Annotated in this window: 13 protein-coding genes; 7 read left to right on the top strand and 6 right to left on the bottom strand. The window is 67.3% G+C overall.

From position 1 onward, the window contains the following. Nucleotides 1-173 precede the first annotated feature (173 nt). The 4 genes from glcE to G332_RS0111330 all read left to right on the top strand — a co-directional run bounded on the left by glcE (nt 174) and on the right by G332_RS0111330 (nt 4219). Nucleotides 174-1295 (top strand): glycolate oxidase subunit GlcE, encoded by a 1122-nt coding sequence (gene glcE / locus G332_RS0111345; protein ID WP_019627111.1) that lies wholly within the window; start codon nt 174-176, stop codon nt 1293-1295. A 4-nt stretch (nt 1296-1299) separates the two neighbouring features. Next, nucleotides 1300-2565, top strand: coding sequence for a glycolate oxidase subunit GlcF (glcF, locus tag G332_RS0111340; protein WP_019627110.1), 1266 nt, complete (start codon nt 1300-1302; stop codon nt 2563-2565). A 64-nt stretch (nt 2566-2629) separates the two neighbouring features. Continuing rightward, the gene (locus tag G332_RS0111335; RefSeq protein WP_019627109.1) at nt 2630-3814 is read left to right on the top strand and encodes an alanine--glyoxylate aminotransferase family protein; all 1185 of its coding nucleotides are present in this window, start codon (nt 2630-2632) and stop codon (nt 3812-3814) included. 75 nt (nt 3815-3889) lie between these two features. Beyond that, nucleotides 3890-4219, top strand: a complete 330-nt coding sequence (locus G332_RS0111330) for a hypothetical protein (protein ID WP_018867840.1) — start codon at nt 3890-3892, stop codon at nt 4217-4219. 190 nt (nt 4220-4409) lie between these two features. On the opposite strand, the gene G332_RS0111325 is transcribed toward G332_RS0111330, so the two are convergent. From G332_RS0111325 to G332_RS0111305, 5 genes are all read right to left on the bottom strand, one after another. Next, nucleotides 4410-4940, bottom strand: coding sequence for a phosphatase PAP2 family protein (locus tag G332_RS0111325; protein WP_026340820.1), 531 nt, complete (start codon nt 4938-4940; stop codon nt 4410-4412). Then, nucleotides 4915-6150 carry a glycosyltransferase family 1 protein gene (locus G332_RS0111320; RefSeq protein ID WP_019627107.1) on the bottom strand — a complete coding sequence of 412 codons (1236 nt, stop codon included), beginning with the start codon at nt 6148-6150 and terminating at the stop codon, nt 4915-4917. Before G332_RS0111320 ends, G332_RS0111325 begins: the two co-directional genes overlap by 26 nt. A gap of 25 nt (nt 6151-6175) precedes the next feature. Then, complete coding sequence (locus G332_RS0111315) at nt 6176-6919, bottom strand: 1-acyl-sn-glycerol-3-phosphate acyltransferase (protein WP_026340819.1); 744 nt, start codon at nt 6917-6919, stop codon at nt 6176-6178. Nucleotides 6920-6923: 4 nt separating this feature from the next. Then, nucleotides 6924-7739: a GNAT family N-acetyltransferase gene (locus G332_RS0111310; protein ID WP_019627105.1), complete on the bottom strand. Its 816-nt coding sequence runs from the start codon at nt 7737-7739 to the stop codon at nt 6924-6926. A 157-nt stretch (nt 7740-7896) separates the two neighbouring features. Beyond that, nucleotides 7897-8310, bottom strand: coding sequence for a rhodanese-like domain-containing protein (locus tag G332_RS0111305; protein ID WP_019627104.1), 414 nt, complete (start codon nt 8308-8310; stop codon nt 7897-7899). 398 nt (nt 8311-8708) lie between these two features. On the opposite strand from G332_RS0111305, the gene G332_RS13100 reads away from it, so the two are divergent. After that, nucleotides 8709-10391, top strand: coding sequence for a GAF domain-containing protein (locus G332_RS13100; protein WP_156000844.1), 1683 nt, complete (start codon nt 8709-8711; stop codon nt 10389-10391). Next, on the top strand, nt 10388-11662 hold the full coding sequence (locus tag G332_RS13095) for a diguanylate cyclase (RefSeq protein WP_019627102.1): 1275 nt from the start codon (nt 10388-10390) through the stop codon (nt 11660-11662). Before G332_RS13100 ends, G332_RS13095 begins: the two co-directional genes overlap by 4 nt. A gap of 276 nt (nt 11663-11938) precedes the next feature. Here the strand turns inward: G332_RS13095 and G332_RS0111285 are convergent, their stop codons facing one another. Next, nucleotides 11939-13972 (bottom strand): thioredoxin domain-containing protein, encoded by a 2034-nt coding sequence (locus G332_RS0111285; protein WP_019627101.1) that lies wholly within the window; start codon nt 13970-13972, stop codon nt 11939-11941. 157 nt (nt 13973-14129) lie between these two features. On the opposite strand from G332_RS0111285, the gene lgt reads away from it, so the two are divergent. Further along, complete coding sequence (gene lgt / locus G332_RS0111280) at nt 14130-14945, top strand: prolipoprotein diacylglyceryl transferase (RefSeq protein ID WP_026340817.1); 816 nt, start codon at nt 14130-14132, stop codon at nt 14943-14945. Nucleotide 14946: the final 1 nt, after the last annotated feature.

The following is a 14946-nucleotide window of genomic DNA, read 5'->3' as shown; positions in this document are numbered from 1 at the left end:
GACCATGCGTACGGGAGAGTGGTCCCTTTTTCCGCTCTCTCTCGTCACACAGCCCCACTATGCGCTTCGAGAGACCGAAAAAGGGCCCCGCTCTCCTGCCCCACGCTCGCGACGATCGCCCAAACCCGACAGGCTCCTGGAGGATTAGCAGCCATGGTGTCCAGGAAAACTCGATGAAAACCGGAATCGACCAGACCGCCATGCTGGCCGAGCGCATCCGCTCGGCCAGCGCCACCGGACATCGCCTGGCCATTACGGGCAGCGGGAGCCAGCGTGCGCTCGCCTTTCCGGAGGGCTTCGCAGCGGACGTCTACCCGCTGGAGGCCAGCGGACACCATGGCATCGTCAACCTCGCACCCAGCGAACTGGTAGTGAGCGTGCGCACCGGCACGCCGGTCATGGAGCTGCAGGCCGCGCTGGAAGAAAGCGGCATGATGCTGCCATTCGAACCCGCGATGCCGACGCCGTCGAGTACGGTGGGCGGCATGGTGGCACTGGGCCTGTCCGGCGCGCGCCGCCCGTGGACAGCCAGTCTGCGTGATGCCGTCCTTGGCACCCGGATCCTGAATGGCCGCGGCGAGACCCTGCGCTTCGGCGGCGAGGTCATGAAAAACGTCGCCGGCTTCGATGTCTCGCGCCTGATGGCCGGCAGTCTGGGCGGGCTGGGCATGCTGCTGGAGATCAGCTTCAAGCTGCTGCCCGCCCCCGCCTGCCAGGCCTGGCTGCGGCGCGAGGCCAGCGCCGCAGCCTTCATCGAGCAGGCCCGCGACTGGGGCCGCACTGCCCTGCCCTTCTCGGGCCTGGCCTGGGCCGATGGCGTCATGCGCATACGCCTGGGCGGCGGCGAGGAGGCCGTACAGGAGGCCGCCGAACGCCTCGGCGCCGAGACCGATGACGAGGGCCCTGCCTTCTGGATGCAGCTGCGCGACCGCCACCTGCCCTTCCTGACCCGACCCGTCAGCGGCAACGAACGCCTGTGGCGCCTGAGCCTGCCACCGGCAACCCCGCCCCTGGACCTGCCCGGCGAGTGGCTGCTCAACTGGGGCGGCGGCGAGCGCTGGCTGCGATCCACCATCGCCCCCGACACCCTTCGCCCGGCGGTGGAGGCGGCAGGCGGTCACGCCCGGCTATGGTCCGGTGACCCGGACGGGGCCGCCTGGCTGCACCCACGCCCCGCGCCCCAGGCACGGCTGGAGGGCGAGGTCCGCGCGGCCCTGGACCCGGACGGGGTATTCTTCGCTCCGCTGATCGCCCCCCACCCGCGTACCACCCGGGCGACCCCGGAGCCGGACTGACACCATGGAAACCCGCCTGCACCCCCGCTTCGAGCATGATCCCGCGGCGCGCATCGCCGAAGATGCGCTGCGCGCCTGCGTCCATTGTGGCTTCTGCAACGCCACCTGCCCGACCTACCAGGAACAGGGCGACGAGCTGGACGGTCCGCGTGGCCGGATCTACCAGATCAAGGAGGTCCTGGAGAGCGGCACGGCCAACACCACCACCCGCACCCACCTGGACCGCTGCCTGACCTGCCTCAACTGCATGACCACCTGCCCCTCCGGGGTGGATTACAACCACCTGGTCGCGGTGGGCCGCGAGGTGGTGGAACGCGATCTCGAACGTCCCTGGCGCGAGCGCCTGTTGCGTGGCCTGCTGGTCCGGGCCCTGCCGGCACGCTGGCCCTTCCGCCTGGCCCTGGGGCTGGGGCGCCTCGCGCGCCCGGTCCTGCCGACCACACTCAAGCGACGCGTGCCGGCCGCCCAGACCCCCGGGGGCCACACGCGTCCCACCACTGCCGTCACGGCAGCCGGCTTCGAGCATGGCCGGGTCCTGCTGCTGAGCGGCTGCGTGCATGACACCATTGACGCCCGCATCAACGCCGCACTGCGCCGGCTGCTGGCACGCCGCGGCGTCGAGGTGGTAGAGGCCGGGGAGGCCCGCTGCTGCGGCGCGGTGGAACATCATCTGGCCTTCGAGGACCGGACCCGCGCGCGTGTCCGCGCCAACCTCGACGCCTGGCAGCCGGTCCTGGAGCGCGGGGTGGACGCGGTCGTCAGCACCGCCAGCGGCTGCGGCGTGCTCCTGCGCGACTACGGGCACATCCTGGCCGACGACCCGGCGTACGCCGAACGCGCGGCCCGGCTGGCCGAATGCGTGCGCGACCCGGTCGAGCTCTTCGATACCGAGGCCATCCGCGCACTCGGCATCCGTGCACCGGCCGACCACCCCCCGATTGCCTGGCACGCGCCCTGCACCCTGCAACACGGGCAGGGCCTGGCGGGGCGCATGGAACCCCTGCTGCAGGCTGCCGGCTTCAATCTGGTACCGGTCACCGAGTCGCACCTGTGCTGCGGCTCCGCCGGCACCTACTCCATCCTGCAGCCCGACATGGCCGGGCGCTTGCGCCAGCGCAAGCTGGACAACCTCGAGGCGGGCGGCCCCGCGCGCATCGTCACCGCCAACATCGGCTGCCAGACGCATCTGCAAAGCGGCACCGATACCCCGGTCGAGCACTGGCTCACGCTCCTCGAGCGTCACTGCCCCGCAACTCCCGCCGGTGCGTAGGGGCGCTTGCCCGCGCCCCGGCGGCGATCTAGATTCCCCCTTTTCCAATCCGGTAGACGCATCCATGCAGGCAAAATCCTTTCTCCCCCCGCAGCGCACCCTGATGGGCCCCGGCCCCTCCGACGTGAACCCGCGCGTGCTGAACGCAATGAGTCGACCGATCATCGGCCATCTGGACCCGGTCTTCGTCGGCATGATGGAGGAGATGAAGGGCTTGCTGCAGTACGCCTTCCAGACCAATAACGCCCTGACCCTGCCGGTCTCCGCCCCCGGTTCCGCCGGCATGGAGACCTGCTTCGTGAATCTGGTCGAGCCGGGCGACAAGGTGATCGTCTGCATCAACGGCGTGTTCGGTACCCGGATGAAGGAGAACGTCGAACGCTGCGGCGGCACCGCCGTGGTGGTCGAGGACGACTGGGGCGACCCGGTCTCCCCGCAGAAGGTCGAGGACGCGCTGAAGGGCAACCCGGATGCGAAGATCCTCGCCTTCGTGCACGCCGAGACCTCCACCGGCGCGCGTTCGGACGTCGAGACCCTGTGCCGCCTGGCGCGCGAACATGACTGCCTGACGATCGTCGACTCGGTGACTGGTCTCGGCGGCAGCCCGCTGTACGTCGATGACTGGGGCGTGGATGCGATCTATTCCGGCTCGCAGAAGTGCCTGTCCTGCACCCCGGGCCTGTCGCCGGTCAGCTTCAGCGAGCGCGCAGTGGAACGCATCCAGGCGCGCAGCCACAAGGTCCAGAGCTGGTTCCTCGACCTGAACCTGGTCATGGGCTACTGGGGTGGCGGCGGCAAGCGCGCCTACCACCACACCGCCCCGATCAACGCCCTGTACGCCCTGCACGAATCGCTGGTGATCCTCGCCGAGGAAGGCCTGGAGAACAGCTGGTCGCGTCACTGCCGCCACCACGACGCCCTGCGCGCCGGCCTCGAGGCCATGGGCCTGAGCTTCCTGGTGGATGCCGAGCATCGCCTGCCGCAGCTCAATGCGGTGCACGTGCCCGAGGGCGTGGACGAGGCCGCGGTGCGCAGCCAGCTACTGGAGCGCTACGGCCTCGAGATCGGCGCGGGCCTCGGTCCGTACGCCGGCAAGGTCTGGCGCATCGGCCTGATGGGCTACGGCGCCAACGAGAAGAACGTCCTGCTGTGCCTGTCCGCGCTGGAGGCCGTGCTGGCCGACATGGGGGCCGTCACCCCCGGCCGCGCGATGCCCGCCGCCCGGGCCGCCTACGCGCAGCAGAGCTGAAGAACCCATCGATCACCGGCCGCCGCCGCGCCCGTGCGCGCTGGCGGCCACTCGAGACCCAACGGGAGGCGCATCATGACGCTAAGCGAACTGCTGCAGTACCTGGATGAACACATGGACGGCGTGTTCCTGGACGGCGACCCTGCCGCGTCGCTGGAAAAGGCGCGCAGCGGCGAACACCGCAACCCCATCGCGGCCGAGGTCCTGGTCGCGCTGATGGACGGGGCCGGCGCCGACAGCCCGGACACCACCCTGGAACGCGCCGAGGCCGTCAAGGCCATCGGCCCGACCCGCCTGAAGTACATGGGAGACGACGCCCCGGTGGAAGGCTTCCGCCTGGTGGAAAAGACCATCGTCACCATCGACGCCGCCTACAACGAAGAAGCCCTCGCCTCGCGCGGCTGACCCCCACCCGGCCACGTGGTGCCCGTGGTCATCCCGGGTACCACACAGCATCCGCGCCCGCCATCCGGGGGGCGTGCAGCGGTTATCCGGGATCTCCAACGCCGGGGCAGATCCGGGCGATGGGGCATTCGCGGCGCGCGGGATCCCGGCTCTTCGTTGCGCTACGGCCGGGATGACGAGAGGTGTTTCCCTAGAACAACCCGACGAGCCAGAGCACCGCGCCGGCCATGGATGCCCCGATCAGCGCGCCCATGGCGACGTCACTGGGATAGTGCAGCGCCAGCACAAGCCGCGAGGCGGCCACCAGCGCGGCGAACGGCACCACCAGCCAGGCCCAGATCGGGAACCACGCCACCAGAACCACCGTAAACCCTACGGCGTGCATGGTGTGGCCGGACGGGAAGCTGAATTCGTCCAGGGGAGCCACCGTGCGCGCAAAGGGCCGATCCCGATGGCAGGGCCGACGCCGGCTGGTCCGTCGTTTCAACGACTTGTACGCCGGCAATGCCAGCAGGCCTACCATCACCATCTGCAGGCTGACCCAGGCCGCCTGCGGCCCGTGGATCAGCGGCAGCGCCAGCATCAGCAGGTACCACAACACGCCGTCACCCAGACGACTCACCGCCCCGAAGAAACGACTGACGAAACGCCGCCGGTTGTAGTGATTGAAGCGCTGACAAGCCGCCAGCTCCAGCTCATCCATCCATTGCAGCACTCGCATCGCGCGTCTCCTCAATGATCTGCTGGCAGATGTCCTCGAACTGACCCACCACTTGTGCCCAGTCCAGCCCCCGGGCACGACTGCGGGCGTGTCCACCCATCTCGACCCAGCCCGGCGGGTCATCCCCCAGGGCCGCCGCCGCGGCAACAAACGCCGCTGCGTCCACGGCGGTATCGCCGGTAAACGGCACGCGGGCACCATGGACCCCACTGATCACATACTGGTGCGCCGCCGCAGTATCGAATGCAAGCACCGGCAAGCCGCTGGCCAGCGCCTCGATCACCACATTGCCGAAGGTCTCGGAACTGGACGGAAACAGGAACAGGTCGGCGCTGGCGTAGTAGCCGGCCAGGTCCGCGCCAACCTGCTGACCGGCAAACAGCGCATCGGGGTGTTCTCGTTCCAGCGCAGCGCGCGCCGGGCCATCGCCAACCAGCACCAGCCGTGCCGCGGGTACACGTTGCTGCAGCGCCCGGAATGCGGCAAAGGCCAGCGGCAGATTCTTCTCCGACGCCAGCCGCCCGACGTACAGCACGACCGGGGCGGTTTCATCCACACCCCACTGCTGGCGGAGCGCGACGGAACGCCACTGCGGCGCGAAACGACGGGTATCAACCCCGCGGGCCATCACCGCCACCCGTTCGAACCCCTGCCCGGCCAGCTCGTCCGCCAGGGCCTGCGTGGGCGCGAGTGTGACCGCGCAGCGATTGTGGAAGCGGCGCAGCAGCGCGCGCACGATGGGGGTCAGCCAACCAACGCCGTAGTACGCGGCGTAGCCGTCAAACTGGGTATGAAAACCGGAGGCGACCGGAATACCGAGCCGTCGCGCCACCCTCAGCGCCGAGTGACCGAGCGGTCCCTCCGTAGCGATGTAGACCGCATCCGGGCGCCGCGCCTGCCACAACCGGGTCAGGCGGCGCGCAGCGGGCAGCCCCATGCGCAGGCCCTCGTATCCGGGCAGCGGGATACCGGGCAATACGACCGCCTCCGCGTCCGATGCCACGTCCGCGCCCGGCGCCCGGACCTCGCCCGCTCGACGCGGTCGCAGCAGCTGCACGTGATGCCCACGCGCGCGCATTCCCTCCACCAGCCGCGCCAGGGTATGCGCCACGCCGTTCACCTCTGGCGGCCAGGTCTCGGTGACCAGCGCCAGCTCGAGAAGATTCGGGGAGGAAGAGCGACGTTGCGAATCGGTAACGGTTACATCCATCGTGCTGATCCCTCCCCGTTGCTCCTTACGAGGCGAGCGGCGTTCGCCGCTCGCTGGGCGGTGGCTCTAGCGGGAGGCCCAGGGCCGCGACGATCGCCTCGCGGGCGCCATCGGCCAGTGCCCGCCGATCGGTGCGGGCGGTCTCCAGCGCCGGCAGGAAGTGCAGCTCCACCCGGGTCTCGCGCCGAGCCAGCAGCCGCCAGGCATTCGCGATCAGGTGATCCCCGCCGGCATAGGACACCGGGACCGGACCCTGCGCCGGACGTTCGTAGGCCAGCGCCACCGGCTGCACCGGATGCTCGCTGCCGGCCACTGCTGCAAACAGACGCGGATGGAAGCGGCGCACGTATTCACCGCGGCTGGTCGTACCCTCCGGAAACACCACGAAGTGGCGCCCTTCCTCCAGGCCCTCGCGCATGGCCTCCACAAGGGCGGCAGCCTGATGGCCCCCGCGCTCGATGAAGCGGGTGTCGTGATGCCGGGCCAGCCATCCGATCACCGGCCAGCGGGCGATCTCGGCCTTGGACAGGAAACACGGATCGACGGCGGCGCCGATCAGCGGGATGTCCAGCCAGGAAACATGGTTGGCCACCACCAGCGAAGGACGCTCGGGCACGCAGCCATGGACGCGGAAACGAACCCCGGCAATCCACAATGCACGGTCGTACCAGGCCCGCCGGATGCGGCTGCGCTGCGCGAAGTCATCGCCGCGGCGCGTCATGCGCCAGGTCAGCCAGACCCCTGCCAGCATGTGAAGCAGTATGCGCATCAGCCTACCCAGCGCCCGCAGATTCCCGACCATGTTCCGACCCTCCACTTGCGGGCGCCGCAGCGCCCAGGAAGTGCCGATGGTAACGATCCGGCATGGCACGCACATCCAGCAGGACCAGGACATCCGCGACATTGAAGTCGGGGTCATGACAGGCGTCACCGCAGATCCGCGCGCCCAGGCGCATATAGGCCTTGAGCAGGGGCGGCAGGCCGCTGCGGCTCGGGGTTCCGTGGAAGATCGTCAGGGCATTGGGCAGCGGTCGACGCGGCCTCACCCGCAGGCGCGACGGGGCACGGTGGAACAACCGCAGCCAGGCCAGCTGGGCCGGCGTTTGTTCGCTAAGCGGCAGACTCGCGCAGCCCATCAAATAATCGCACCGATGCGTAGTCATGAACTGCGCCAGGCCGGTCCACAACGCGTTGATCGCGGCACCCTGCCGATGGCCCGTGCGCACGCAGGTCCGCCCGACCTCCAGGGTTCGCCCGGGCAGATTCATCAGCGGGCCCAGTTCGAATTCGGACAGCGAGTAGAAGCCGCCAGCCGCAGCGGCGCTTTCCTCCGTCAGGATGCGGGTGCAGGCGACCACGTCGCCACTGCCGCGCTCACGCACCAGCAGGTGGTGGCAGAAGGGGTCCAGTGGATCGCAGTCCAGCCCCGAGCCTGTGTCCGGCAGCGCAGCCCCCATCTCGCCGACGAAGACCTCGTGGCGCAGGCGCTGTGCGGCTTCCAGATCTGCGGGGCTGGAGGCCAGGTGGACGCGATAGGCGGCTTCGGCATCCGTGGAGGACACGGAAAGGGAGCGAGGCGGTGTGGTCATGGTGACGACCTCCGGTTGAACTGCCCCGGAGACTACGCCGCGCGCTTGACCATACCGTGTAGAAACGATGACGGCGGGATGAACCCGCCGTCGGACGCCCACCCGCGGAGGGTGGCGTTGGGGGCGGAGGCACCCGCCCCCGCCCCGCGAGGCCGCGCTACGGCAGCTTGCCAGCGTAGGCGCCGGATTCTACCGGCAGATCCTCGCCTTCCCAGCCCTTGATGCCGCCGGCGATGTTCACCACGTTGGTGAAGCCCATTTCCTGCAGCCGCTGCACGGACATCGCAGCGCGACCGCCGGTCGCGCACATCACGGCCACCGGCTTCTCGCGGGCGTTCACCAGCGCGTCGATGCGGTGCGGAGTGTTGGGGTCGGCCGCGCCCTCCAGCAGGCCGCGCGGGACGAGGATGGAATTCGGCGCGTGCATCTTTTCGAACTCGTAGGGTTCGCGTACGTCGACCACCAGCCAGTCCTCGCCCGCCTCCATCTTCTCGGCGAGATCCGCCGGGGCGATCTCCTTCACGTTCTTGCGCGCCTCGGCGACGAAATCCATCAGCTTCTTCTCGCTCATTCGAACATTCCCTTTTGCAGTGATGTGAATCGATTCTGTTGATACCGTATCTCTCTCACCGGGTGCAACCGGCACGGCGGCGAAGCGGATACGCCTTCTGAGACCCGGGAGCGAAGAGGAACCGCTTGCGTCGAGATGCCTGGCGCAGTCCACTTCGCCAACAAGCGGGACTCTACCGGTTCACTTCCGCCCTGAACGAGCCGATGCACTTCCAGATCGTCGTCATCAAATGCGGCTTCGTTCCCGACCTGGAACAGGATGGCACCCATTGAAACGGCCCCAACGGTCCCAATGGCCCCCCTGGCTGCATCTTTTTTTCAGAATGGCCAGAATGCGGATACGCTACTGATTCGATGACCTGAACCCCCGGGGGGGATTCGGGGCCGCTCCATTGCCCCGTGCTCGCGCGCGATCGCCCCTCCCCGACAGGCTCCAGGTACCGGCCCGACTTGCGAAAGATCGACCAATCGATGGCTACCTTTTCCAGTCAGTTCTTGCTCAACAGGGAACAACACCGGAACCGGGTACTGACCGCCCTGGCCACCGGCAAGCCCCTGCAAAGCATCCTGGATCTGATCGTCGAGTGGATCGAGGCGGAAAACCCGGACTCTTTTTGTTCCGTGCTCATCCTCGACCGGGATGGCGAACATCTGCTGCATGGCTCCGCGCCGAGCATGCCGGAGTTCTACAATCGGGCCGTTCACGGTTTGGCGATCGGCCCCGGGGTCGGTTCCTGCGGTGAAGCCGCCCATAGCGGGCAGCGGGTCATGGTGGAAGACATCCAGACCCATCCCAACTGGGAACCATTCCGGGACCTGGCCCGAAAGGCTGGCCTCCGAGCATGCTGGGCACAACCGATATTCTCCTCTAGCAAAGCGGTGATCGGCACCTTTGCCATTTACCACGCCTATCCGCGTTGCCCGGACGACTCCGACATCGAAAGGATCCTGGTGGCCGCGGAGATCGCCAGCCTGGCGATCGAACACAAGCAGGCCGAGGAAGGAATAAAGGAAGCGCGCGATCAGTTCCGGACGCTGACGGAAAACATCCCCGGCCTTTCCTACCACTGCAAGTTCGATGAACACTGGACCGCGCTCTATGTGAGTGAAGGCGCGGAACTCGTGACCGGCTATCCGGCCCGGGACTTTATCAAGAACGCGGTACGAACCCTCGACAGCCTGGTCCATCCGGAGGATACCGGTTTCGTGGGTGAGAGCATCCACACCAGCGTGGCCCAGGGAAAAGGCTGGGACATCGAGTACCGGATTTTTCATCGGGATGGCGAAGTTCGCTGGGTGCATGAAAAGGGCCAACCCATTTTCGATCGCGACGGCAACCTGGCCTATCTCGACGGTTTCGTTTATGACATCACCGAGAGCCGCCGGCAGACCGCCTTCCAGGATCTGGTGGCCACCATCTCGACCGACTTTGTCAACACCCCGATCGAAGAGGCGGACGGCGCCATCCACCGGGCGCTGGAACGAATCGGACACTTCTTCGAAGCGGACCGCACCTACATCTTCCGGTTTTCGGACGACGAGCGGTTCATGGACAACACGCATGAGTGGTGCGCCCCGGGCGTGGCACCACAATCCGATCGCATCCGCCAGGTGCCACTGGAAACGTACTCCTGGTGTACCGACTACATTCGTCGGCAGGAGCCCCTGCACATCCCCGACGTGGAGACGCTGCCACCAAAGGCGGCCAATGAACTGGCCGAGTTCCGTACCCAGTCGATCCGTTCGCTGTTGATGCTGCCCCTGTCGACCGACGGTCATGCAATTGGCTTCTACGGTCTGGACCTGGTCCACACCACGCAGCTCTGGAACGAGACAGAGATCCGTCTGCTACAGGTGGTGGCCGAGATCATCGCGAGCGCCCTGGCCCGACGCCGGACAGAGAAAATCCGCCAGAACCAGGCCCGGCTGCAGTCGATGGTCGCCGAGATCTCTGCCGAAATGGTCAATCTGTTCGGAGAGGAGACAGACAATGCCATCGATCGAGCGCTGGGCGTACCGGCTCGTTCTTCGGGGCCGATCGAAGCTACCTCTTTCGTTTCAACCATGACCGGACCACCATGAGCAACACTCACGAGTGGTGTGAGAAGGGCGTCACGCCCCAACGCGACACGCTGCAGTCAGTACAGGTCGACGACCACGCGTGGGTCACGGAACAGATCCTGCAGGGCGAGACCGTCCATCTGCCCGATATCACCGCCCTCCCCGAGAACCGCAAGGAACGGGTGGAACTCGAGCGTCAGGAGATCCAGTCGCTGCTCTGCCTGCCATTGATCAGCAATCGGCGGATCTACGGCTTCCTCGGTTACGACATGGTGGCGCACCAGCGGGAATGGACCGATGCGCAGCTCCGTACGCTCAAACTTGTGGCCGAAATTATCGCCGGCGCCTTTGCCCGCCTGCAGTCGGAAATGGAGTTAAAGCGTTCGGAAGCGAAGCATCGCACGCTCTTCGAGGCCACCTCCGACGCGGTCATGTTGCTGGATAAATCCCGCTTTCTCGACTGCAACCCGGCAACGCTTGCGATGTTCGGCTGCGCCAGTCGGGATGAATTCATCACGAAACATCCCGCCGAGCTGTCGCCCCCCGTCCAGCCTGGCGGGACCGACTCCCGCACACTGGCCGATCAACATATACGCCGCGCCCTCGACCTGGGCAGCGACCTGTTCGAGTGGCAACACCGCCGGATGGACGGCGAGATCTTCACGGCGGAAGTGTTGCTCACCCCCATGAACATGGATGGCCAGCAATTGCTGCAAGCTGTGGTTCGGGACATCACGGAACGCAAGCGCGCCCAGGAAGAGCTGCAGCGCCTTTCCTCGATCGATGGCCTCACGGGCGTGGCTAACCGCCGCCGCTTCGACGGGACTCTGGAGCGGGTGTGGAACCAGACCGTTCGCAGTGGCGGCTCTATCGGGCTGCTCCTGCTCGACATCGATTTTTTCAAACGCTACAACGATCACTACGGTCACCTGGCCGGCGACGACGTCTTGAAAGCCGTGGCGGAGGCAATATCGAGTGCGGTGCCACGTACCACCGATCTGGTGGCACGCTACGGTGGTGAAGAGTTCGCCTGCATTTTGCCGGCGACCGACCTGGAGGGCGCTCGCACAGTCGCCGAACGAATCAGAACAGCGATCAGCGGTCTCGATTTGCCCCACACAACCGCAGATGCCGGGCGGCTCACCGTCAGCATCGGTGCCACGGCTCAACACCGGCCCAGGCCGAAGCAGACCGGCATCATGGAACTGATCCATTCCGCCGACCAGGCCCTATACCGCGCCAAGGAGCAAGGCCGAGACCAGGTGGTAGCCATGATCGCGCAGAAACCCTGATACGGTTCGTCCAGTAGTCAACAGGCCTCGTTCCAGGCGCCTGTCGGGGTTTCGCCCGGGCCGGGATCCTGGGCCGCGACGATATTGACGACCGATCCTGATGACAAAGACCCGGGAGGCCCAACCGGCTACCAGACAGGCCCGGTGCATCAGGCCCCTCACGGTTTACCCCGGGTCCATTGCCGCAGGGGGCAGCAATCCATCCATGGCCAACCACATTGTCGGGAGACTTCGGCATGACCCGTCGCTTCGCTCGCGGGTGCACGAGCGGGCGTTTCAAGCCGCTGCGAGGGCGCTGTCCAGCGCAGCGGGATCGGTCACCGGCGCCGCGCATTGCAGGCCGCGGCAGAGATAGGCCCGTACCCCCGTCTCCGGAGCGGTCTTCTCCGCCAGTGCAACGGGCAGGCCGGGGGCATCGGCGGGGATCGCAAAGCTCCAGACCGGCGCCGCCTGCCCCCGCAGGCGGCGCTGCCACCCGGACAGGTCATCCGCCGTCCCGCGCAGCACAACGAGGGGCGGCGGACCATGGTGGATGTCCAGCGCCGTCAACAGGCTCATGTGGCCGACCGGGGCCTGCTCGATCATCGGGCCGGCATTCGCCAGCGTGCGCTCGGCGGCCTCCAGATAACGCGGTTCGGACAACAGGTACCCGAGCTTCTGCAGGGCCTGGGCGGCCACACCGTTGCCGGCGGCCATCGCATCGTCGGCGTAAACCTTCGGCCGCTGGATCAGGGCCTCGTGATCCCGCGCGGTAAAGAAGAACCCGCCGTGCTCGCGATCCTCGAAGTCCGCCAGCAGGGTCTCGGCCAGCGTGCCCGCCCAGGTCATCAGGTCGCTGTCCCATTCGGTCTCCAGCAACGCCAGCGTAGCCTCCAGCAACAGGGCGTGGTCGTCGAGATAGGCGCGCGGCATGGCACCGGTCGCCCCCTCACGCACGCTGGCATACAGGCGTCCGTCGCGCCACAACCGCGCCCGCACGGCCGCCATCGCCGCGCGGGCAAGTGCCAGCCATTCCGGGCGCTCCAGGGCCCGCGCGGCCCGCGCCAGCCCGGTGATCATCAAGGCATTCCACGCGCCGAGGATCTTTTCGTCCCGGTGCGGCCGCACCCGGTCCGCACGCGCCGCCAGCAGGCGGTCGCGGGCATGATCCAGGCGCTGGATCGCCTCTGCCTCGTCGATGCCCAGCGCATCGGCAACGGTCGCCGGCGGTGCCACCTCGTGCAGATGCCAGCGGCCCTCGAAATTGGCCGGGCCATTAAGCCCCCAGACCCGGCTGGCGACAGCCCATTCTTCCTCCGGCAACAAGGATTCCACGGTCTCCGGGTCCCAGACGTAGAAACGCCCTTCCTCGCCTTCCGAGTCCGCATCCAGGCTGGAAAAGAAGGCCCCGGAGGCGTCGCGCAGCTCGCGCTCCAGCCAGGCGACGGTCTGTTCCACTACCCGCCGCGCGCGGGCGTCGCCGGTGGCCGCGCGCTCGGCGTAGAGCCCCAGCAGCGGGCCATTGTCATAGAGCATCTTCTCGAAGTGCGGGATCATCCAGCGGGCATCCACCGAGTAGCGGCAGAAGCCACCCCCGGCCTGATCGAAGATCCCGCCGGCCGCCATGGCATCCAGGGTTCGCGCAAGCATGCGGCCCGCCTCGGCATCATCGTGCCGGGCCGCATGCCAAGCCAGCCATTCGAGCGAGGCGGGGTGCGGAAACTTGGGGGCATCCCCGAAGCCACCGAACTGCTCATCGAAGGTCGACGCCAGTTCCGCGCGCCCCTTGTCGATCACGCTCAGCGCCGGGACCGCGCCCCCGGCGGGGCGGTAGATCCGCCCCAGCGCCTGTTGCAGCGAGTCGTTCTGACGCCGGATCTCGTCCGGGTGTTCCGCCAGGAAATCCGCTACCCGGTTCATCAGGTCCACGAACGACGGCAGGCCGTGACGCGGTGTGCTCGGGAAGTAGGTCCCGGCAAAAAACGGCACCTGGTCGGGCGTGAGGAAGACCGTCAGCGGCCAGCCACCGGGGCGCTGTGACAGCAGCATATGCGCGTTCTGGTAGATGCGGTCGAGGTCCGGGCGTTCCTCGCGGTCCACCTTGATGTTCACGAAGCGCGCGTTCATCACGGCAGCGGTGTCCGGGTCCTCGAAGGACTCGTGCGCCATCACGTGGCACCAGTGGCAAGCGGAGTAGCCGATCGACAGCAGGATCGGCTTGCCCTCGGCCCGGGCATGCTCCAGGGCCTCCTCACCCCAGGGGTACCAGTCCACGGGATTGTCGGCGTGCTGCAGCAAATAGGGGCTGCTCGCTCCGGCCAGTCGATTCATTGCAAGACTCCTTGGGGACACACGGAATACCGTACGCAAGCGAGTACGTACGTTATTCGGTATTTCCCCTGACGCGGCGTCCGGAGCGGGCCAACAAGGTGCACGGATCGTCCCGTACGGGTAGCATGTGCAGCCGGTATTCCTTCCGCAAGCGCCCATGCCCACGCACCCGTTTATCGACCCGGTCGCCCTGTCCATCGGTCCGCTGACCCTGTACTGGTACGGCCTGATGTATCTGGTCGGCTTCGTCGCCTTCTGGGCCCTGGGCGTGTGGCGAACCCGCACCCGCGACTGGGACCCGTTGCACCCCTGGCAGGTTGGCGATCTCCTGTTCTGGGGTGTGGTCGGGGTCGTGGTCGGTGGCCGGCTCGGCTATGCCCTGTTCTACAACCTGGATGCCACGCTGGCCGATCCGCTCAGCCTGTTCCGCGTCTGGGAGGGCGGCATGGCCTTCCATGGCGGGCTCGCCGGGGTGCTGGTCACCTGCTGGCTGTATGCCCGCAAGATCGGCCTGCCGTTCTTCCGCCTGACCGATTTTGTCGCCCCGCTGATCCCGATCGGCCTCGGGGCCGGCCGCATCGGCAACTGGATCAACGGCGAGCTCTGGGGCAAGCCCACCGACCTGCCCTGGGCCATGGTCTTCCCGGCCGCGGACTACATCCCGCGCCACCCATCGCAGCTGTACCAGGCCTTTCTCGAGGGGCTGGTGCTGTTCGTGGTGCTGTGGATCGTCTCGCGCCAGCCGCGCCGCACCGGACTGATCTCCGGGCTGTTCCTGACGCTGTACGGCAGCTTCCGCTTCGCGGTCGAGTTCTTCCGCGTGCCCGACGCACACATCGGCTACCTCGCCTTCGACTGGCTGACCATGGGCCAGGTCCTGAGCCTGCCGGTGATCCTGTTCGGCGTGGCCCTGCTCATCTGGTCGCGACGCAACCCGCTGCCCACAGCCCGTCCCGCCGCGGAGAGCAACTGAG

This window comes from Thioalkalivibrio sp. ALJT, assembly GCF_000381825.1.
Classification (GTDB): Bacteria; Pseudomonadota; Gammaproteobacteria; order Ectothiorhodospirales; family Ectothiorhodospiraceae; genus Thioalkalivibrio.
This window is presented reverse-complemented; position numbering and strand designations above follow the sequence as displayed.